Origin of the sequence: Pleomorphomonas carboxyditropha (assembly GCF_002770725.1) — a bacterium.
In the GTDB taxonomy this organism is placed as follows: domain Bacteria; phylum Pseudomonadota; class Alphaproteobacteria; order Rhizobiales; family Pleomorphomonadaceae; genus Pleomorphomonas; species Pleomorphomonas carboxyditropha.
The window spans coordinates 469,547-490,482 of the sequence record NZ_NQVN01000002.1 but is presented as its reverse complement, the minus strand read 5'-3'; the positions used below and the strand labels follow the sequence as shown (position 1 = coordinate 490,482).

The 20,936-nt window shown below is 65.6% G+C and carries 17 protein-coding genes; 12 read left to right on the top strand and 5 right to left on the bottom strand.

Going from position 1 to position 20,936, the window contains the following annotated elements:
- The first annotated feature begins 132 nt into the window (after positions 1 to 132).
- From CJ014_RS06690 to CJ014_RS06670, 5 genes are all read left to right on the top strand, one after another.
- Positions 133 to 1,416 (top strand): ABC transporter substrate-binding protein, encoded by a 1,284-nt coding sequence (locus tag CJ014_RS06690; protein WP_100079748.1) that lies wholly within the window; start codon positions 133 to 135, stop codon positions 1,414 to 1,416.
- 139 nt (positions 1,417 to 1,555) lie between these two features.
- Positions 1,556 to 2,497, top strand: coding sequence for a carbohydrate ABC transporter permease (locus CJ014_RS06685; RefSeq protein WP_100079747.1), 942 nt, complete (start codon positions 1,556 to 1,558; stop codon positions 2,495 to 2,497).
- Entirely contained in the window at positions 2,497 to 3,327 is an 831-nt protein-coding gene (locus CJ014_RS06680) for a carbohydrate ABC transporter permease (RefSeq protein WP_100079746.1), read from the top strand. Before CJ014_RS06685 ends, CJ014_RS06680 begins: the two co-directional genes overlap by 1 nt.
- An 8-nt stretch (positions 3,328 to 3,335) precedes the next feature.
- On the top strand, positions 3,336 to 4,742 hold the full coding sequence (locus CJ014_RS06675; RefSeq protein WP_165790778.1) for an FGGY-family carbohydrate kinase: 1,407 nt from the start codon (positions 3,336 to 3,338) through the stop codon (positions 4,740 to 4,742).
- 1 nt (position 4,743) lies between these two features.
- Positions 4,744 to 5,811: an ABC transporter ATP-binding protein gene (locus CJ014_RS06670; protein ID WP_100079744.1), complete on the top strand. Its 1,068-nt coding sequence runs from the start codon at positions 4,744 to 4,746 to the stop codon at positions 5,809 to 5,811.
- Positions 5,812 to 5,945: 134 nt separating this feature from the next.
- Here CJ014_RS06670 and CJ014_RS06665 read toward each other — a convergent pair whose 3' ends face one another.
- Positions 5,946 to 7,025, bottom strand: a complete 1,080-nt coding sequence (locus CJ014_RS06665; protein ID WP_245427146.1) for a Gfo/Idh/MocA family protein — start codon at positions 7,023 to 7,025, stop codon at positions 5,946 to 5,948.
- Between the two features lie 265 nt (positions 7,026 to 7,290).
- On the opposite strand from CJ014_RS06665, the gene CJ014_RS06660 reads away from it, so the two are divergent.
- Both CJ014_RS06660 and CJ014_RS06655 read left to right on the top strand, forming a co-directional pair.
- Positions 7,291 to 8,157 (top strand): sugar phosphate isomerase/epimerase family protein, encoded by an 867-nt coding sequence (locus CJ014_RS06660; RefSeq protein WP_245427144.1) that lies wholly within the window; start codon positions 7,291 to 7,293, stop codon positions 8,155 to 8,157.
- Between the two features lie 45 nt (positions 8,158 to 8,202).
- Positions 8,203 to 9,486, top strand: a complete 1,284-nt coding sequence (locus CJ014_RS06655) for an ROK family protein (RefSeq protein WP_100079742.1) — start codon at positions 8,203 to 8,205, stop codon at positions 9,484 to 9,486.
- 15 nt (positions 9,487 to 9,501) lie between these two features.
- On the opposite strand, the gene CJ014_RS06650 is transcribed toward CJ014_RS06655, so the two are convergent.
- From CJ014_RS06650 to CJ014_RS06635, 4 genes are read right to left on the bottom strand one after another with little or no spacing between them, the layout of a single operon-like run.
- Positions 9,502 to 10,545, bottom strand: coding sequence for an ABC transporter ATP-binding protein (locus CJ014_RS06650; protein WP_100079741.1), 1,044 nt, complete (start codon positions 10,543 to 10,545; stop codon positions 9,502 to 9,504).
- Positions 10,546 to 10,582: 37 nt separating this feature from the next.
- Positions 10,583 to 11,401, bottom strand: a complete 819-nt coding sequence (locus CJ014_RS06645; RefSeq protein WP_245427142.1) for an ABC transporter permease — start codon at positions 11,399 to 11,401, stop codon at positions 10,583 to 10,585.
- Entirely contained in the window at positions 11,398 to 12,264 is an 867-nt protein-coding gene (locus CJ014_RS06640) for an ABC transporter permease (protein WP_100079740.1), read from the bottom strand. The genes CJ014_RS06645 and CJ014_RS06640 overlap by 4 nt, the downstream gene beginning before the upstream one ends.
- Positions 12,265 to 12,273: 9 nt before the next feature.
- Positions 12,274 to 13,410 (bottom strand): extracellular solute-binding protein, encoded by a 1,137-nt coding sequence (locus CJ014_RS06635; protein WP_165790777.1) that lies wholly within the window; start codon positions 13,408 to 13,410, stop codon positions 12,274 to 12,276.
- A gap of 827 nt (positions 13,411 to 14,237) precedes the next feature.
- Here CJ014_RS06635 and CJ014_RS06630 point away from each other — a divergent pair.
- The 5 genes from CJ014_RS06630 (at position 14,238) to CJ014_RS06610 (ending at position 20,849) form a co-directional block, all read left to right on the top strand.
- A complete protein-coding gene (locus CJ014_RS06630) occupies positions 14,238 to 15,305 on the top strand; it encodes an ABC transporter ATP-binding protein (protein ID WP_100079738.1) in 1,068 nt (355 codons plus the stop codon).
- Entirely contained in the window at positions 15,302 to 16,402 is a 1,101-nt protein-coding gene (locus tag CJ014_RS06625) for an MBL fold metallo-hydrolase (protein ID WP_100079737.1), read from the top strand. Before CJ014_RS06630 ends, CJ014_RS06625 begins: the two co-directional genes overlap by 4 nt.
- Positions 16,403 to 16,490: 88 nt before the next feature.
- Positions 16,491 to 17,477 (top strand): ABC transporter substrate-binding protein, encoded by a 987-nt coding sequence (locus tag CJ014_RS06620; RefSeq protein WP_245427140.1) that lies wholly within the window; start codon positions 16,491 to 16,493, stop codon positions 17,475 to 17,477.
- A 61-nt stretch (positions 17,478 to 17,538) separates the two neighbouring features.
- Positions 17,539 to 19,203 (top strand): ABC transporter permease, encoded by a 1,665-nt coding sequence (locus CJ014_RS06615; RefSeq protein ID WP_165790776.1) that lies wholly within the window; start codon positions 17,539 to 17,541, stop codon positions 19,201 to 19,203.
- A gap of 305 nt (positions 19,204 to 19,508) precedes the next feature.
- Positions 19,509 to 20,849 (top strand): ABC transporter substrate-binding protein, encoded by a 1,341-nt coding sequence (locus CJ014_RS06610; protein ID WP_100079735.1) that lies wholly within the window; start codon positions 19,509 to 19,511, stop codon positions 20,847 to 20,849.
- The last annotated feature ends 87 nt before the right edge of the window (positions 20,850 to 20,936 follow it).

Below are 20,936 nucleotides of genomic sequence, written 5' to 3'. Positions count from 1 at the left end.
ACCCCGCATGTTCACGCAAAGACGGCGGCCGGATGCCCGAATGCCGGCCGCCGAAGGAGAGAGTTCACATCGCCTAACGAAGAGATCGGCGCGCGGCCGGAAATTCCGCGCATCCTTGGGAGGAACGAGACCATGAAAAAAGTGCTGGTATTGGGTGCGACGCTGCTGAGCGCCAGCATCCTGTCGACCGCCGCGCTCGCGGCCGACAAGGAGGTGACGGTCTGGTCCTGGTTCATCCAGAGCACGATGCAGAAGTCGATCGACGCCTTCCAGAAGGCGCATCCCGGCATCAAGGTGACCTACACCTACTACAACTACTCGCCGGAATATATCACCGCCCTCAAGGCCGCCGCCGCGTCGGACAGCCTGCCGGACGTGATCGGCCTGCAGCCCGGCTCGCTGACCCAGCAGTACCGCGACCATCTCTCGCCGGTCAACGAACTGGCGGCCAAGGAATGGGGCGCCGACTGGGCCGAAAAGGTGTTCCCCGTCAACCGCAAGCAGATGCTGATGGGAAACCCGGCGGGCGATACCAACTACTACATCATTCCGCAGGAATCGCAGGTCCTGTGCGTCTGGTACAACCGCAAGATCTTCGAGACGCTCGGCATCGCCGTGCCCAAGACCTATGACGAACTGAAGGCCGCCGCCAAGAAGCTCAGCGACGAAGGCTACCTGCCGCTGTTCCAGGGCGCCGCCGACGGCTGGCAGAACGAGAATATCTTCCTGATGCTGGCGGGCCAGTTCGCGCCCGGCCTCACCGACAAGGCCCAGGCCGGCGAGGCGCCGTGGACGTCGCCGGAGCTCGTCTCGGCGATGAAGGCCTGGAAGGCGCTGTTCGACGACGGCATCTTCCAGAAGGGTGCGCTCGGCGCCCACGCCTATCCGACCGGCGCCCAGCTGTTCGCCCAGGGCAAGGTCGGCATGATGGCGCTCGGCTCCTGGTGGATGCAGGAAAGCAAGTTCCCGCCGCCGCTGTCGCAATATGTCCAGAACATGGACGGCTTCGACTTCTTCTACCTGCCGGCGGTGCCGGGCGCCAAGACGGCCAGTCCGCCGGTCGGCGGCGTCGACATCGGCTACGGCCTGACCAAGAACGGCGCCAAGAACCCCGAAGCCTGGACCTTCCTCGCCTCGCTCACCAACGGCGAGGCGCTGCAAGAGGCGCTGAACGATCTCAACGACCTGCCGGCCTTCGCCGGGCATGAGCCCAAGGGCGACGTGTCGGATCACGTCAAGGATCTCTACAAGCGCTTCATGGACGACCTGCCGAAGGCCGAGAACCAGCGCTTCGCCATTCCGGCGATCAGCGAAGCCCTCGACAACGCCCTGGCGGCGGTTGCCGCCGGCAGCGTCGATCCGGAAGCGGCGCTGAACAACGTCCAGGCGGCGACCGACAAGGCGCTCGGCAAGTAACCGCTCCTCCCGTTCCGGGGCGCCCTTTGAAGCCGGACTTCGCATGTCCGGCCGAAGCGGGCGCCCCGGAAACGGGGAACCGCGCCCGAATGGCCGGAAGGCCTGTTCGCTTGGCATATCAGGCCCTGTTGGAGAAGCCATGTCAGCCATATCAGGGAGAGCGCCGGAGCTGGTATCGAAGCGCCACCGTCGCTTCGCGGGGCCGTGGACCTATCTGTTCCTGCTGCCGGCCGTGGCGCTGTTCGTCGTCTTCATCGCCTATCCCATCGTCTGGGTGCTCGGCGAGAGCTTCTTCAGCCTGGATCGCGGCGGCGCCAACAACTTCGTCGGATTGGATACCTATCTGTCCGTGCTGGCCGATCCGGTGTTCTGGGTCGTCGTCCGCAACATGTTCGTCTGGGGCCTCATCACCATCCCCGTGCAGATGATCATCGGCGGCACGATCGCCTATTTCATCGAGCGGCACACCGACGCCTGGCGCGGCTTCTTCCGCACCATGTTCTTCCTGCCGGTGGTGACCTCGGTGTCGGTCATCAGCCTGGTGTGGGTGCAGATTTACGCGCCCTACTATGGCATCGCCCAAGAATACCTTAAGCTTTTCGGCATCGAGATGGCGTCGTCGCCGATCGGCGATCCCTCCACCGCCATCTACGCGCTGATCGTCGTCAACATCTGGCAGTGGACCGGCTTCTCCATGCTGATGTACGTCGCCGGCATCGCCAACCTGCCGACCGAAGTGCTCGACGCGGCGCGCGTCGACGGCGCGCGCGGCCTCAGGCTGGCCTGGAGCGTCATCATCCCCATGCTGTCGCCGGTGACCAAGTCCCTGCTGCTGCTCGGCATCATCGGCACCCTGCAGACCTTCCCGGTCGTCCAGCTGATGACCGGCGGCGGCCCGAACCACGCCTCGGAGGTGTTCGGCACCTATGTGTTCCGCACGTCCTTCGTGCTCGGCGACACCGGCCGCGGCGCCACCATCTCGGTGATCGTGCTGCTCTTGGCGCTGATCCTGTCGATCATCCAGATCGTCTATCTCGGCGCCAACCTCTCCCCGTCGGGGCGCCGGGAGGAGAGAGCCTGATGCGCCGCCACCACCCCGCCGTCAACCGCGTGGTCATCCACGTCGTCCTGCTCCTGGTGCTCGTCCTCTGGATGATCCCGGAAGTCTACACGCTGTCGATCGGCCTCCGGACGCCCAGTCAGGCCTTCGACGCGACGCTGTTCGCCTGGCCGCTGACCTTCGACAACTTCATCACCGTCATCCGCGACAATCCGCTGATCACCTTCTTCCTGAACAGCCTGATCATCACGCTGTCGACGGTGGCGCTGGTCGTCGCCTTCTCCTCGCTGTTCGCCTTCGCCTGCGCCGTGCTGAACCTCAGCGGCTCGCTGACGCTCTATGCCACGCTTCTCACCACGCTGATGGTGCCGATGGCGTCGCTGGTGCTGCCGCTCGCCATCCTGCTCAAGACCTTCGGCTGGGTGAACACCTATGCCGGCCTGATCTTCCCCTACGCCGCGCTCGGCGTGCCGTTCGCGGTGGTGGTGCTCAAGGCCTTCATGGAGGATTCGCCCAAGGAACTGTTCGAAGCGGCGCGGGTCGACGGCTGCAACGCCTGGCAGACCTACTGGCACGTCGCCCTGCCGCTGGTCCGGCCGGCGCTGGTGTTCGTCGGCATCTGGCAGTTCATCACCACCTGGAACGAGTTCTTCCTGGCGCTGATCATCCTGACCCGCGACGAGGTCAAGACGCTGACCATCGTGCCCATGCAGTATTCGGGCCTCTACATGGCCAACCCCGGCGCCCTGTTCGCCATCCTGACCCTGATCGCCCTGCCGCTGATCCTGCTCTACGTGGTGGTGCAGCGCGCCTTCGTCCGCGGCCTGTTGGCCGGCGCCGTCAAAGGATGACCCAAGCGATGAAACTGATCGGCATCGATATCGGAACATCGTCGGTCAAGGCCGTGCGCATCCGGGCAGACGGCGGCGTCGTGGTCGAGGCGGCGGTCTCCAAGCCCTATGCCGAGGGTGGCGCGCCGACGCGCGACCCCGGACTGTGGGCGCGGCTCGCCGAGGCGGCGCTGTCCGTGCTTGCCGACGGCGAGATCATCGCCGCCATCGGCTTCACTGGGCAGATGCATGCGCTGGTCGCCGTCGCCGCCGACGGCGCGCTGGCCGCTCCGGTCCGGCTCTGGCTCGACATGGACGGCGCGCCCGACCTCGAGGCCTTCGTCGCCGCCTATCCCGGCAGCTTTGCCTCGGACACCGGCAACATCCCGCTGCCCGACTTCACGCTGGCCAAGTGGCTGTGGGCGCGGCGGCTCGACCCTAGCCTCGCGCTCAAGACGGCCCGGCTTTACTGCGCCAAGGACTACGTCCGCGCCGCGCTCGATCCGTCGGCGCCGTTCGTCGTCGACCGCAACGAGGCGACCGGCATGCAGGTGTTCGATCCCTTCGCCGACCGCTGGCATCGGGACATCCTCGACAAAGCCGGCTTGCCGCGAGCGGCCCTGCCGGAACCCGTGCCGGCCGCCTCGGCGGCCGGTGCCTGGCGCGGCATTCCCCTGGTGGTCGGCGTCGGCGATCAGGCGGCCGCGGCGCGGGCGATCGGCGCGCTCATCCCCGGCGTCGCCTCGCTGTCGCTCGGCACGTCCGGCGTGCTGTCGATTCCGCTGATGAAATCCGCCCTGCCGGCCAGTTGGGACGGCGCCTTCCACCTGTTCCCGACCGGCTTCGACGACAATTATCAGGTGATCGGCACGGTGCCGGCCTTCGGCGCCACGCTGCGCTGGCTGCAGACCCTGTTCGACCGTTCGATGGCCGAACTCGACGCCGCCGCGGCCGGCCTGCCGATCGGCGACGGCAGGGCGCTGTTCGTGCCCTATCTGGCGGGCGCCGGCGCGCCGCATCCCGACCACGGCCTCGCCGGCAGTCTCTCGGGCCTCACCGTCGGCACCGACCTCGCCGGCATCGTCCGGGCGGTCTATGACGGCCTGGCCCAGGAACTGGCGGCGATCGCCCAGGAGGCGGCGGCGATCGGGGCCCCGACCGACGCCGTCGTGCTGTCCGGCGGCGCGACCCATTTGCCCGGCCTCGTCGCCACGCTCGCCGCCTTCCTGCCGTCGGAGTGCCGGCTGGTCGATGCCGCCGAAGCCAGCGCGGTCGGCGCGGCACTGGCCGCCCTCGATCATCTGGAACCGGCCAACCGCCTCTGTCTCAGCACCGCCGCCGCGCCTCGCGCCCGACCCCTCGCCCTCCGCGACGACTGGCGCCGCGCCCGCGAAAGCGCGCTCGCCGGCAGCGATTTCCACCAGAAGGGCCGATAGAATGTCCAAGCTTGCGCTTCAGGCCGTCTCCAAGTCGTTCGGCTCGCTCGAAATCATCCCGCCGCTCGACCTCACCGTCGAGCACGGCGAGTTCTGCGCCCTGGTCGGCCCCTCGGGATGCGGCAAGTCGACGCTGCTCAGGATCATCGCCGGCCTCGAGCCGGCGACCTCCGGCCGGGTGCTGGTCGACGGCGAGGACGTCACCGGTGCCGAGCCGCCGGAGCGGGGCGTCGCCATGGTGTTCCAGTCCTACGCCCTCTATCCGCACATGAACGTCTCGGCCAACATCGGTTTCGGGCTGAAGATCGCCCGCCGCGCCGCTGATGAAATCAGGCAGAAGGTGGATGCCGCCGCCGAGAAGCTGCGGCTCGACGCGCTGCTCGCCCGTATGCCGCGCGAGCTCTCCGGCGGCCAGCGCCAGCGCGTCGCCATCGGCCGGGCCATCACCCGCGACCCGAAGATCTTCCTGCTGGACGAGCCGCTCAGCAATCTCGACGCGGCGCTCCGCGGCGGCATGCGCGTCGAGATCGCCCGCCTGCGCCAGAGCCTCGACGCCACCATGATCTACGTGACGCACGATCAGGTGGAGGCGATGACGCTCGCCGACCGCATCGTGGTGATGAACAAGGGCCGCATCGAGCAGATCGGCGCGCCGATGGACCTCTACCACAAGCCCGCCAACCGCTTCGTCGCCGGCTTCATCGGCTCGCCGTCGATGAACTTCTTCGACGCCGACCTGCGCGGCAACGCGGGAGGCGAATTGCTGCTGCGTCTCGCCGACGGCACCGAGATCGTCGCCAACCGGAGCGCCGCTCCGATCGCCGCCGACCGCGTGACGCTCGGCATCCGCCCGGAGCACATCGAATTCGGCGACGGCATGGCGGCCGACAACCGCGTCAGCGGCACGGTTCAGGTCGTCGAGCGCCTCGGCTGCGACACGCTTCTCCACATCGACCTGTCCGGCAGCCCGCTGGTGATGCGCCAGCCGCGCGATCTCGCGGATATCCACGCCGGCGAACGGGTGACCTGCCGCTTTCCCACCGAGGCTTGCCACGTCTTTGCCGACTGAGGCATCCGGAACGGAGAAGGATCTTACGCCTCATCTGGTGGACGGCGGCCCTGGCATGACGCCGTTCCGCCCCCTCGACGTACAGACCAGAGGCGAGCCTTGTCTCGAGGCTCTGCCCGACAGTATGGTCTCCTTCACCGGCACGCCGCCTTGATAATGTCGGTGAAGAGCGCGAGGTCCGCCATCGACTCCATCGGCGGAGTGCGGTTTTCGCCGCCCTCGGTGATGGCCGCGTGGAAAGCGCGCAGTTCGGCCTCGAAGGGGTCGCGATGGAAGGGACCGAGGCGGGTGATCGTGTTGTCGTCCTCGCTCGAGTTCTGCAATTCCAACATCATCGGCATGTTGCGGATGTAAGGGGTCGGATACTCGAAGGCGATCCGGTTCCAGCGGGTATTGATCTCGAAGCCGGCCTCGAAGCGAACGACGTCGCCGATCATGCACTCGTAGATGGCGGTGAAGTTGCCGTAGTCGAACAGCGCGGTAATCTGGGTGCCGCCCTGCTTGATTTCCGCGGCAATCACCCGATGGGGACTGCCGAGAAGATCGCGCATCGCCGAAAGCGAGTGCGACGACAAGCCGGTCATCACCGTATAGGCGGTCTTGATGTCGGCGGGAGCCTCGCGGCCAAGCACGGCGTCGAGCATGGACGTGCGCAGCTCGCGCCCTTCGGCCAGCAGCGGCTCGGGGATATCGCCCTGCGGCACGACGACGCCGTCGGTCTGGCGGAAATACCAGGGACCTTCGCAGATCACGTCGCGGACGCGGACGTAGGTGATGTCACCCTTGGACGGCAGCCGCTTCTTCGCCTCGACAAAAGCCGGAGCGAAGCGCCGCATGTAGCCGACCATGGCAACGCGGTCGGCATGGGCAGCGGCAACCTTGGTCAGCTCCGCAAGGTCGTCCGGCGCGAGACAGCAAGGCTTCTCGATCAGGACATGCTTGCCGGCGGCGAGCCCGGCCCGTGCGTGACGACCATGATAGGCATCGGGACTCAGGACCAGAACGGCATCGATGTCCGGAGACGCGATCAGCGCTTCGGCACTGTCGAAGGTCTTCGCGATGTTCCAGCGCTTGGAGATCGCCGCGGCGACAGACGGCGACGGGTCGAAGGCGCCGGCAAGCTGATACAATTCGCCAAGTCTTTGCAGAATGGGCAGGTGGATAAGCTGGGCGACTTCGCCAAGTCCGATGAGGCCAAGCTTGAGCATTTTCATTCCATTCCCCGCCCGCGCAGTCCTGGTGGTCCGACATGGTCGCGAGAATAAATACACTAAATAGATTTATCAAGAGGCCTCGTCTGGCATTCCGCGACACAATCACCAAGACGGCCTCGAATCTCCGATAGCCGAGCAAACCGGAGCGGAAGGCGTAACCGCAAAAATGTAGAAAATTCCCTTCTGAATCGCCTTTCCTGCTTTCACGAAGTGCAAAGCTGGAATAAGGTGTCTTTAAGGATTTAATTTCGCAATGGAGTGCATCATGAAACTGGCCACGGCTCCGGACGCCTGGGGTGTCTGGTATGCGGACGATCCTCGCCAGACCGCTTGGACCCGCTATCTCGACGAAGTGCGCGACGCCGGTTTCACCTCCACCGAGACCGGTCCATGGGGCTATCTGCCGACCGACCCTGCCCACCTGAGGGACGAACTCGGCCAACGCGGGCTCGACGTCTGCGGCTCCGCGCTCGTCCACCTCCTGGCTCCGCCTGATGCCATGGATACGCTACGACCGCGCCTCCACGACACCTGCAAACTTCTGAAGGCAGTTGGCGCCGAATGGGTGGTGGTCATGGACGATTCCGGCATTCCGCCGCCGGGTCGGAGCCGGGAGCTCTCCCCGACCGACTGGAAATCACTGATCGCCAACGTCAAGGAAGCTGCCGCTTATGTCGGTGGCGAGCATGGTCTGTCCTTCGTCTTTCATCCGCATGTCGGATCAGGCGTTGAGACCGAAGGGGAAATCGTCCGCCTGCTCGAGGAAACACCGCCCGAGACCGTCGGCCTCTGCTTCGATTTCGGTCACCATGCCTATACCGGGGCCGATGCCGTCGCCTTCATGAAGCGCTACGCCGACCGCATTCCCTACTATCATTTCAAGAATGTCGATCCGGTCATCCTCGACCGCATCCGTCGCGACGACATCGACTTCATTACCGGCTTCCAGTCCGGGGTGATGTGCGAGCTCGACAAGGGGCTTATCGACTTCGCCGAAGTCCGGGATTTCCTTGCGTCGCGCCACTTTGATGGATATGCGGTCTATGAACAGGACATGTATCCGTGTCCGCCCGACAAGCCGTTTCCGATCGCCAAACGCAATCGCGAAGCTCTTCGTCGCCTCGGGTTGTGAGGGCGACGGCGTCGGGACCGAATACCGCATGACGAAGGATGGGCCGTGACCATTCTGGATCGCCTGGACGGCGGCGCGAGCCGAGATGGAGACGACCTGATCGCGGGCAGCCGCATCGAGGATGCCCGCATCCACAACCGTCGTCTGGTGTTCGAGACAATCTTCCAGCGCGGCCCGATCAGCCGTGTCGAGATTTCCGGCATCGTCGGTCTGAAGCCACAGACGATCTCCTCGATTACCCGCGAGCTTCTGGAGCAGGAACTGATCGTGGAGGCCGGCCGCTCGTCCGGCCTGCGCGGTCAGCCGCAAATCTATCTGGAAGCCAATGCCGAAGCCGGCTGGTCGATCGGCGTCCATCTCGACCAGAACCATTGTTCGATTCTCGCCTTCGACCTCAGACGCCGGGAACGCGGCCGCCTGTCGCTCCGGCTCGACACAAAGAGCCCGGCCGCGGCGGTGCGGGCGCTATCGACCGCCATTCTCGGCCTTCTCGAAGAGAACGGGCAGCCGGTCGATAAAGTCTGGGGGATCGGCCTCGTCTTGCCGACGTTCGGCTCCGACGTTTACGACTTCGACTTTTCCATTCAGCACTGGGACGCTTGGCGCGACGCGTCGTTCGCCGAAGAGCTACAGCAGCTTACCGGCATGCCGGTCCTCGTCGAGAACGACGCCACCGCCGCCGCCATCGGCGAGCGCATCCACCGGCCGGATGCCGGCGAGGCCACCTTTGTCTATTACTATGTCGGTCATGGTTCGGGAGCCGGCGTCATCATCGACGGCTATCCCTTCAAGGGCGTCGGCGGCAACGCCGGCGAAATCGGCCTGTTGCCGGTGCCCGGGATTCCCGCCAACCCGGTGTGGTCGAACGGCACGGCCGATAGCCGCGAACAAGCCCCAAGCCCGCTGTCGCTCGAAGGGTTGGCGGCAGCCTGCGGCGTCGAGGAGGCAAGCCTCAGCGATCAGCTCGTGGATCACATGCTGACCATACGCGACCACCGCCTGATGAACTGGCTCGCCCATGCGGCCAACGTTCTGCGCGACGTCACCGCCATCATCGAGGTCATGTACGATCCGGGGTTCATCGCCGTCGGCGGCCCGTTGCCGCGCGCCATCGTCGAGCGCCTCGTCGATCGGGCCTACCCGCTACGGCCGACGCCAGCGGCGCGCCACGACAGGTCGCTGCCACGCCTGTTGCCGGCCAAGCTGATAGAGGACGCTGCGGTCACCGGAGCGGCCATGCTGCCGATCTTCGTCAACATCAGCCACAATTTCCGCCACCTCTATTTCCGGCAGTTGCTGTCCGACGAAGGCTCCGACGACGCCCAATAGGCCAGCAGTCGTCCTTCAGGTTGGATCAACCCGGTGCACGACGCGATCGTCGCGGAAGACGATGTGGCGCGACACGGTCGGGCGATAGAAGCCGCCCTCGGTCACCGGAACGTCCTTCAGCGTCTGCACCTTCCACACGGCTCCGTCGGCAGCTTCCGCTTCGATCTTCAGCACCGCGCCGTAATTGACGATGCGACGCACGCGTGCGCCCTCTCCGTCCCGAGACGGCATCAGCGTAACGTCCTCGGGCCGAACGGCGATGAGGGCTTCCCCATCCGCCATCGGGGCGTCAAACCGGACGCCGCCGATCAGCGCCGCACCACCCTGCACGGTGGTTTTCATCATGTTCATATCGCCGATGAACCCGGCGACGAAAGGCGTCTGCGGATGGGTGTAGATTTCGGCCGGCGTTCCCACCTGCTCGATCCGCCCCATGCTCATTACCGCGATGCGATCGGCGATCGACAGCGCTTCATCCTGGCCATGGGTCACGAATACCGTAGTGATCCCGAGCTTCCTCTGAATCTGGCGGACTTCCTCGCGCAGGCGATCGCGCAGATGCTGATCGAGACTGGCAAAAGGCTCGTCCATCAACAGGATCTTCGGCTCGAGCACCAGGCAGCGGGCGATAGCCACTCGCTGTCGTTGGCCACCGGACAACTGCGCCGGATGGCGCTTACCATACTCGGCGAGGCCGACCAGCCTCAGCGCCGCGTCGACCTTGGCGGCGATCTCGGGCTTCTTCAGGCCGCGCAACTTGAGACCGAAACCAATGTTGCCCTCGACGGTCATGTGGCCCCATAGCGCATGGCTCTGAAACACCATGGCAGTTGGCCTCTTCTCGGGCGGCGTGCGGGCGACATCGGCGCCATCGATCAGTACCTTGCCGCCGGTCGGCATTTCGAACCCGCCGATGATCCGCAGCAGCGTGGACTTGCCGGAGCCGGACGGGCCGAGCAGGCAGACCAGTTCGCCATCGGCTATGCGCAACGCGAGCGGTTCCAACGCAGCCATGGTGCCGAATTGCTTGCTGACGTTTTCAAGCTCTAGCGTCGACATCGGTATCCTATCGTTCGAGCCGGGCGCGGCCGGACAATCAGCCGCCGAGCCCCTTGGCAAAAGTATCCCCGCCGATGATGCGCCGCGCCATCAGGATGGCGGCCAGCGATGGCACCCAAAGCATGACCGACAGCACCGCGCCATATTGGACAACCAGCTGATTGTTGATCATCTGCATCATCAAGAGCGGCATGGTGCGGATGCGCGGCGCTCCCACCAGCCAGGCCCCTTCCGTCTCGTAGAAGGTCCATACGAAGGTCATCAATAGAGCCGCGGCAATGGTCGGAAAGGCCTGCGGCAGCGTCACGTAGCGGAACACTTGCCAGGCGGACGCGCCAACGTCGCGGGCAGCTTCCTCCATCTCCCGGCTCACTGCCCGGAAGGCGGCGGTCGGCAGCCAGATCATCAACAGCAGGGTATTGAGCAACTGGATGATCACGACGCCGGTAAAGGTGCCAACGAGATCGAGCGACAGGAACAATACGGCGATCGAAATGATGAGGGCAAAGCGCGGAAAGGCATTGGCCATCAGGAAGGACATCATGAAGACGGACTTGCCGGGGAAGTCCATGCGGGCGAAGGCATAGGCGGCCGGCAGGCATATCACCGCCGACAGCGCCGTCACCGTCAGCGACAGCTCGATCGAAGTGACAAAGGCGGACCAGACGTCCGGCCGCGCGAGAACCAGCGACCAGAAGCGGAAGCCCCATTTGGTCGGCAGTACCGCCGGGTAGAACCACTGCTCGGCGAAGGCCCACAGAAAGACCGTGAGGACCGGCAGCACGATGAAGAAAATCAGAAACAGCAGGATGCCGTAGCCAAAGAAATCGAAGCGCCGGGTGGACAGGAAGATCATTTCCTATCCTCCTGCGGGCGACGGGCGATCGACCGGACATAGGCGACGCCGGCTAGCGAACAGATCAGGAAAGTGATGGTCGCCTGGGTCGACGCCTGCAGCGGATCGCGGACGCTCGAGAAGGTGCGTAGCATGAACGGCCCCATCATCTCGGGATTGGTCGGACCAAGCATGAAGGGCATCAAGGCCTGGCCGAAGATGCCGAGGAAATTCAGCGCCGAGACGATCAAAAGGGAATGGGTGATCTCCGGCGTGATGATGCTGACGAGGATGCGCAGCCGGCCGGCGCCGACATCGCGGGCCGCCTCGATCGACGCATTGGAAATGTTGGAGAGGCCCGAGATCAGGATCAGCAGCGTCAGAGGCATGCCGTCCCACATGAGACCGATCACCGGCCCCCAGGGCGTCAGGTGCGGCGAGGCATAATGGTGGAAGCCGACGAGGGACAGGAGGCTCTGAAGCCAGCCATTCGGCCCCATGTAGCGGATGAGCGCGTAGCAGATGATGATGCCCGGCACGAACATCGGAAACAGCGCCAAGGCCTGGATCACGGTTGCCAGTGGTCCTTTGGTGAAGCGCATATAGAGGGCGATGGGCAGGGTCACGGCGATCAGCAGAATCAGCGTCACCACCGTGGTCCACAGCGTACGCGCAAGATTGGCGAGGCTGTAACCGTCGGTGAAGAAGAAGACGTAGCTCTGGAGGCTGAACGTATAGCCGCCGCCATCCTTGGGATGCACGAGCGTTCCGATGATCGAGAGCGCGGCCGGGTAAAACAGGAAGATTGTAATGGCCATCACGGGGATGGCGATGAACGCCAACCCCCTCCAGCCGTTGCGCAACGACATCGCGGTCGCGCTCATCAATCGGCCTCAGCGTTTGAGGTCGGAAGCGACGTTGCGGTACCAAGCCTCGAACAGGCTCGGCTCCCAGGTGCTCGGGAAGATCGGGATCGACTTTGGCGCCACTTTAGCGAATTTTTCTTGCAGTTCCTTGGAAAGGAACTCCCACTTGATGCCGGGGAAGCCGCCGAGATCGGTGACGACGTGGTTCTGAACCTCCGGCGAGATCAGGTAGTCGGAGAGTTTCAGCGCGATGTCCCTGTTGCCGGCAACGGACGGTACGATGACGCCGGAGAAGCCGCCGGTGAAGGCGAGATCCTGCAACTGGGCGACGGCCGTCGTATCGGGAACCACGCCCTGGCTCATCGCCTGCAGCGCCATGTCCGACCAGGCGACCGTCATGGCCACTGCACCGCTGGCCAAAAGCTGGATCGACGCGGTGTTGCCGGACGTATATTCGCCGCCGTTGAACAACGCCGGCTGAATGTCCTTCAGCAGTGGCCAGAGCTTCTCGAACATCGGCTTGGCATAATCGTCCGTATAGTTGTCCGGCAGGAACAGTTCCGGTTTCTGGCCGGTCACTTCCTGCAGCGCGCGTTCGATGAAGCAGGCGCCGCTGTCGCCGAGATCCGGCCGTGAATAGGCGAACTGGCCCGGATTGGCCTTGATCCACTCGACAAGGCCGGCAAAGGTGGTCGGGACCTCCTTGACCACCGCAGAATTGTACATCAGCACGACCTGCGAGCCGCGATAGGGCAGCAGCGCCGGCGACTGGACGACGACCGGATTGACCTTTTCATAATTGCCAAGCCCTGCCTTGGCGAAGTCGACCCACAGCCCGGCCTCAAGCGAGCCGGCCGGGTAAAAGGGCGTCGCCGCCTCGAGCATGTCGACCTGCGGATCCTTCTTCGCCTGGAAAGCGGCATAGGCGCGATCGGCCAATGTGTTGATGCCGGAACCGCCGCCGCCGGGAACAAGGTTCAGCGACACGCCGGAATTGGCGGCCTCGAAGCCGGGCTTCACCACCTGTGTCCAGAAGTCGATGACGTTGGTGTCGCTGTTGAAAAAGATATCCAGAACGCCCGGCGCCGCGAAGGCCACCCGCGGGCCGGCCAGCAGTAGCCCGGCACCCGCGGCGGAATACTTGAGAAAGTCGCGTCTCAGCATATGAACCTCCCCTTCAGACGGCGTCATGGACACTCCGTCTTTTGATGACTGGCCCGTGAAAAGGCCCGTTCCCGCTCCTCACGCCCGGCTTTTTTAAGCTTATGATTGCCATGCCCGACGATTTTTAAAATCTTAGCATGGACTATATCGAAGTTGTCAAGCGACTTTTCTGAAGGCTTGTGACTTTTGGGTTCCGCCTTTCGTAGGCATTTCACCGGAAGTCGGCCGCCGCTTCTCGGTCGCCTCGCGTGCGCTCCAGCAGTATTTTCCGCCGATCCAGATCGCTGTCGCCATGCCCCGCAATCGCGGTTTTTCGCGGCTTTGCGCTTTATCGCCTGCAAGAAGCAAGCTATCATGCAGACAAGGCGAAGCGTAAAATCACCCGGCCATTCGTTGTTGATGAATTTGATCCCCGTTATGGATTAATTTCTGACCATCCTATCGCCTTCCGTGACCGTCGACGCAGCCTGAAATAGCTCCCACACCCTATCGGGGCGCGTCCGATAAATTGGAGGCCTTCGGCATAACACCGACCTTTTCACGAGCGAGACGCCAGAAAAGAAAGTGAAATCAGGTGGTCGGCGACTGCCCTTGGATTCCTTTGATTGAGTAGCCGCTTTTCGATCGGGTTGGTTCAATTTGATCGGCGGATGCTCCTGACGCGGAAGTGGTTGAAGCCGTTCGGCAGAGGCCACGTCAGCCAGCGACGCTCGGAAGCGGCCCCGTCGTCCGGAAAATCGCTTGGCATCTCATGTCCGCCCATCGGCCTGCCGTCATCAAACCTTCACCGACGGCGCATTACGCGCAAAGATCGGCAAGGTGGAATTATGGCGAACATCCGGTTCGACGACGTCAGCAAGCGCTATCCCGGCAAGATCGCGGTCGATCGCGTCTCCTTCGAGGTGCCGAACGGCACCTTCTTCGCGCTGCTCGGCCCGTCCGGCTGCGGCAAGACGACCATTCTGCGGCTGATCGCCGGACTGGAGAGGCCGGACGCCGGCGAAATCGCCATCGGCAAGAAGCCGGTGGCCGGCCATGGCCGCTTCGTCGGGCCCGAGCATCGCGGCCTCGGCATGGTTTTCCAGTCCTACGCCCTCTGGCCGCACATGACGGTGGCGGCAAACGTCGATTTCGGTCTGGCCGGCCGCGGCCTCAGCCGGGCCGAGCGGCGGAACAGGGTGCGTGAGGCGCTCGATCTGGTTGGGCTGAGCGCCGAAGGCGCGCGGCGCCCGCACCAGTTGTCGGGCGGCCAGCGGCAGCGCGTCGCCCTGGCGCGCAGCCTGGCCGTCCGCCCGGGCATCATCCTGCTCGACGAACCGCTCGCCAACCTCGACGCGCACCTCAGGCAGACGATGCTCGCCGAGTTCGGGCGCATCCACGCTCAGGCGCGGACCACCTTCGTGTTCGTCACCCACGACCAGAACGAGGCGATGGCACTGGCCGACCAGGTCGCCGTCATGGATCACGGCCGGCTCCAGCAACTGGCGCCGCCGGAAGAGCTTTTCTCGCGGCCGGCGTCGCCGATGGTCGCCCGCTTCGTCGGACAGGGACGGCTGTTGGCCGCCGACGTCGTCGCGTCGGCCGGCAGAACGACGCGCATCCGGCTCGACGATACGGAGTTCCAGGTGGAAGGCGCGGCGCCGATCGGCCCGGGTTGGTTGTGCCTGCGGGCTCGCGACGTGGAACTGGCCGGAGACGGCGCTGCCGGAGAACGGCTCAACGGCCGTGTCGTCGCCAGCCGCTTCGAAGGTGGAGACCACAGGCTGACCGTGGAAGTGGGCGCGGCCGGAGCCACCGGCCTCGTCGACGTCCTCAGTCCCCAGCGCGGACGCATCGGCGAGGCGGTCCGGCTTGCGCTGCGTGGCGGCTGGGTTCTGGCGCGCGAAGCGACATGAACCGCCTCCTCGCCGTCTCGGGCTTCGGCGCCAAAGGCCCGGCCTGCTTCCTGCTGGAGATTGCCGGACGGCGCCTGCTGCTCGACCTCGGCGAAGGCCCCGATTTCGCTATCCGCCCCGATCTTTCCGCCATCGGACCGGTCGACGCGGTGCTGATCAGCCACCTCCATCACGATCACACGGGCGCGCTGGACCTTGTTGCGGCGGTGGGCTCGCCGCCGGTCTTTGCGACGGACCTCACGCGGCGCCTGATGCGTGCCTCGCGACTGCCCGCCTCCATATCGTCCCTGCCGATGAACGGCAGGACAGAGGTCGCCGGCCTTGCCGTCGAAACGGGACCGGCCGGTCACGCGCCGGGCGCCGTCTGGATGCGGATCGGCGGTGCCGACGGGCTCCTCTACACCGGCGACTACAGCGGCGAGGGCAGGCTTTTTCCCGTAACCCTGCCTCTTCCGGCCAAGGCAATGGTATTCGACGCCTCCTACGGCATCGCCGACGAGCCGCTCGCCGACCAGATCATTGAACTCGAAACGGCGATCGGCGACGGTCCCTGCCTTCTGCCGGCGCCGCCGGCCGGTCGTGGGCTGGAAATGGCGCTGCATCTCACGGCGGCGGGGTGCCGCGTCGCCCTTTGCCCCGCCCATCGCCGCGTCGCCGAAACGCTGATCGATCAGGACGCCGGTCCGGCCGAAGCGGCGGCGGCGCTCGCCCGTCTCCTCCGAGACAGCCTGCCGCTCGCCGACGACGCGGCCGACCGGCAGCGCCTGCCGGATGCGGTGATGATCGCCGGCACGGCGGACGCCGCGCGCGGCGTCGCCGCTCGCCTTGCGGCCCGCATTGTCGCGGATGGCGGCGGGCGGATCGTCTTCACCGGTCATCTGGCGGCCGGCACGCCGGCCAAAACCCTCGTCGAAGAGGGAAAGGCCGCGTTCTGCCGCTGGAACGTCCATCCTCGTCTTGCCGGCAGCCGTGCCCTTCTGGCCGCCGTGCGTCCGGAGATCGTCATGGCCGCCTTTCTGGAAGTCGACGGCGTCCGCCGGCTGGCCCGGGCGCTTCCGGCGGAAAACTTTGCGTCGACATCCGAATTGACCTGGTAGCGACCGCCCGATCCGGGCCCAAGCGTCATGGAGACGTCAAGTCCGATCACTAGGTTTGCCGCTATCATCAAAAGGAAGGACCGCCCCCATGTCGATGAAACTTGCGTCTTTCGCCGCCGCCGTGACCGCGCTGACGCTCTCCCAGGCGGCTCTCGCCGCTTCCGGCACCATCACCGTCTACACGTCCCAGCCGAACGACCAGATGGCGGCCGTCGTCGCCGCGTTCAACAAGGATCATCCCGAGATCACCGTCGACGTCTTCCGCACCGGCACGACCGAGCTGATGACCAAGCTCGAGGCGGAATTCACCGCCGGCTCGACGCCCGCCGACGTGATGCTGATCGCCGACGCCGTCGCCATGACCAAACTCAAGAACGAGGGCCGCCTCCTCGCCTATGCCGACGCCCCGATCGGCGGCCTTCCCGAGGCGGTGGTCGATCCGGACCGAACCTTCTTCGGCACCAAGCTGATCACCACCGGCATCATCTACAATACCAACCTCGTCAAGACGGCTCCCACCTCCTGGAACGACCTGACGGCTCCGGACGTCGCCAAGTCGCTGATCATGCCGAGCCCGCTCTATTCCGGAGCGGCGGTGATCCACGTCGACACCATGGTGCAGCAGCCCGAGTTCGGTTGGAAATACTACGAAACCCTCGCCGACGCCGGCGCGGTGGCCGGCCAGGGCAACGGCACGGTGGTCGAGGCGGTGTCGCGCGGCGAGAAGGCCTACGGCATCATCATCGAATACATGGCCCTCAACGCCAAGGCCAAGGGCTCGCCGGTGGACTTCGTGTTCCCCAAGGAAGGCGTGTCGTCGATCACCCAGCCGGTGGCCATTCTGAAGGACAGCGACAACATCGACGCCGCCAAGGTGTTCGTCGACTGGCAGATCGGCAAGGCGGCGCAGGAGCAGTCGGTCGAGCAGGGCTATTTCCCGATTCTGGCTGGCGTCAACCCGCCGGCCGGCTATCCGGCGCTCGACAGCCTGAAGATCATGCCGGCCGATCCGGCCAGGATGCTGGCCGACGATGCCGCCAACAAGCAGAAGTTCGCGGACCTGTTCGGTGGCTGATGTCTCGATGCCGCGGGTCTTTCCGACCGGCCGGCAACTCGTGTCGGGAGGCGGCGAGCCCATGCTCGTCGCCTTTCTCGCCGTATTCGTCTTCGTTCTCGCCGTCTGGCCGCTCGGCCGGCTGTTCGCCGAAGCCCTGGGAACCGGCGAGAGCGGGCGGAGCTTCGGCCTGATTTCCGAGGCGATGGCCAGCCGGGCATTCGGGCGTGCCTTCTGGAACACGCTGGAGACCTCCGCGGCCTCGGTGGCGGTGTCGGTGCTGCTCGGCCTGCCGCTGGCGCTGGCGATCAGCCTGATCAGGATCGGCAACCGCGTGGCGCTCACCTTCCTCGTGCTGTCGCCGCTGCTCATTCCATCGCAGATCATGGCGCTCGCCTGGATCGAGCTGATGGGGTCGTCGTCGCCGATCCTAGGCCTTCTCGGCCTCGCGCCGGCGCCGGGGGCGATGAACCCGCTCTATTCGCGCGGCGGCATCGTCTGGCTGATGGGCATCGAGCATATGCCGCTGGTCTTCCTGGCGGTGCGCGCCAGCCTGACCAGCCTGCCGGAAGACCTCGTCGAAGCGGCCCGGATCGGCGGCGCCGGTACATTCCGGATCGTCGCCGGCGTCCTGTTGCCCCTGACGGCACCCGCGATGGTCGCCGGCGCCAGCCTCGCCTTCGCCGCCTCGGTCGGCAATTTCGGCGTGCCGGCGCTGCTCGGCATTCCCGGGCGCTATCCGATGCTGACGACGCTGATCTATCAGCGGCTCAACGGCTTCGGGCCGGCGGTGATCGGCCAGGTCGCCGTCCTGGCCCTGGTGCTGGTCGCCATGGCCGGCGTGGCGCTCGGTCTGCGCGGCATCGTGCTAAGCCGGTCCGTGCCCATCGACCGGAGCGGCCGTCCGCTCGTGCCGTTCGACGCCGGCAGGTTCCGCCGGCCGATCGTCGTCGTGCTCTGGAATGTCGTCACGCTGCTGGCGGTGGTGCCGCTCCTGGCGCTTGTCGGCGCCGCCCTCAGCCCGGCCGTCGGCGTCCGCCTCGCGCCGGACACGCTGACACTCGACGGCTTCCGCTCGACGCTGATCGGCAGCGCCACCGTGCGGCGCGCCTTCGCCAACTCCATCCTGCTGTCGGCCGGCGCGGCCGTCGCCGCGGCGGGCATCGCCGTCGGCCTTGCCTATCTCGGGACCGTGCGCAGGCTGAAGCTGGCGCGCTGGACCGCCTGGTTCGCCGAGCTTCCCTTCATCGTGCCGGGAACGGTGCTGGCGCTCGCCTACATCCTCGTCTTCCTGCCGCCGCTGCCGGTGATCGGCGTGTCGATCTACGGCAGCGCGACCATCCTCCTGCTCGCCTACATCTCGCGCTTTCTGGCGCTGGCCATCGGCCCGGTGCAGACCGCGCTGGCAAGCCTCGATCCCAACCTAGACGAGATGGGCCGCATCCTCGGCGCCGGGACGTTCCGGCGCATCGTCAAGCTGATCGTGCCGCTTGCCGCACCGGCGGCGGCGGCCGGCGCCATCCTGGTATTCATGACCGCCTTCAACGAGCTGACGGTCTCGGCGCTACTGTGGTCGAGCGGCGTGGAGACGATCGGCGTGATGGTGTTCTCGCTGCAATACGAAGGCAATTCGACCTCGGCGGCCGCCCTTTCGGTGGCCTCGATCGGCTTCGTCCTGGTCCTGGCGCTGCTGGTCGACCGCCTCGGCTCCCGCCTGCCGGCCGGAACGCTGCCATGGCGCAGTTGAGCGAAAGGAGCTCGCCATCGCTACGGGCTAGCCGCAAGCGGGACACCTCGGATGGTCACCGCCCCGGTGCTTCAAAGACAGGCATGCGCTTCAGCACAGACATACCGATTTCCGCCAGATGCTGATCGGAGGGAGAACCGTTCTCCCTGGGCGTCAGGAATAGTCTATAATTTCTATGTATAAATTCCCGTCCTGCCTATCCTGATGACAATCGAGGAGCGCTCCCTTCGGTCCCGGCGGCGTCGCACCGGGCGCGGGCCGCCGTGACGGAGCCTCCCGAGCGCCATTTTCGCAACGGGGTAGCCATGACCAGTCTATTCGATCCGAGGGGGCGTTTCTCCCTCAGCCGCCGCAGCCTCCTGAGGGGAGCGGCGGCCGGCGCGGCCCTGCCGCTCGCCTCCCGTCTGCTGCCGACGCCGGCCTTCGCGGCGCAGAAATACGCCGGCGAGAGCATCAACCTCCTGATCATCCAGCCCCATGCCTTGACCGGCAAGAAGATCGCCGAGGATTTCGAGGCGGCGACCGGCGCCAAGGTCAACGTCACCGCCGCGCCCTACGACCAGGTGGGCGTCAAGGCGACGCTCGACCACCAGTCGGGCGCCAACGAGTTCGACGTCGTCGACTATTACTACGCCTACAAGGGCCAACTCGCCGAGGACGGCGTCATTCGCGACGTCACCGACTGGATCGAGCGCGACAAGGCCGAGATCGAGCCCGACGACCTGATCCCGACCATCTACGACACCTACACGCTGCACAAGGGACGGCGCTACGGCCTGCCCTACGACGGCGACAGCCACCTCCTGTTCTACAACAGGGAGCTGTTCGACAGATACGGCCTGAAGCCGCCGGCCACATGGGACGAGTATACAGACAACGCCAAGGCGATCACCGAGGCGGAATCGAAGAACGGTGTCTACGGCGCCGCCATCCTGGGCGCCAAGATCCCGATCATCCTGATCTCGACCTTCGCCAACCGCCTGACCGGCTTCGGCGGCCAGTTCGTCAACGCCGACGGCAGTTCGGCGCTCGACAGCGACGCGGCGGTCGGGGCGCTGGAAAGCCTCGTCAAGTCGGCGCCCTACGCGCTGCCGACGCCGCTCGAAACCGCCTTCGACCAGGGCCTGCCGGCCTTCCTCGGCGGCAAGGCGGCGCAGATCGAGTTCTGGACCGACCTCGGCGGCTACGCGCAGGATCCCAAGGGCTCGCAGATCGTCGACAAGTGGGGCGTGGCCCGCATTCCGCTCGGCGGCGCCAACAAGACGCCGCGCCTCGCCTTCAACGCCGGCTTTGCCTTCGGCGTCACCGGCGGCTCCAAGAAGCCGGAGATCGCCTGGGAGCTGATCAAGTTCGCCACCGGCCGCAAGTACCACGGCGAGCTCGCCAGCCTGACCGGTTCGGGCATCGATCCCTTCCGGCAGTCGAGCCTCAACTCGCCGGAGTTCAAGGCCTTCCAACCGCAGGTGCAGCCGCTGCTGGCCGACGGCGCGCTGGAGCACAGCCTGGCCCTGCCGACCACCGCCAACGCGCCCAAGCTGGAAAGCGCGCTGATCGACGAACTGGCGCTGGCGCTCGCCGGCTCCAAGTCGCCGGAAGCGGCGATCAAGGATGCCCATGCGGCCTGGACGCAGATCATCGAGGGCTGATCGTCCCTCGTGAACAGACATTGCCCGGATCGGGCGCCTTGGCGCCCGGCCCGGGAGTTTTGCTTTCCAACCCATCCCGCGAGGTCG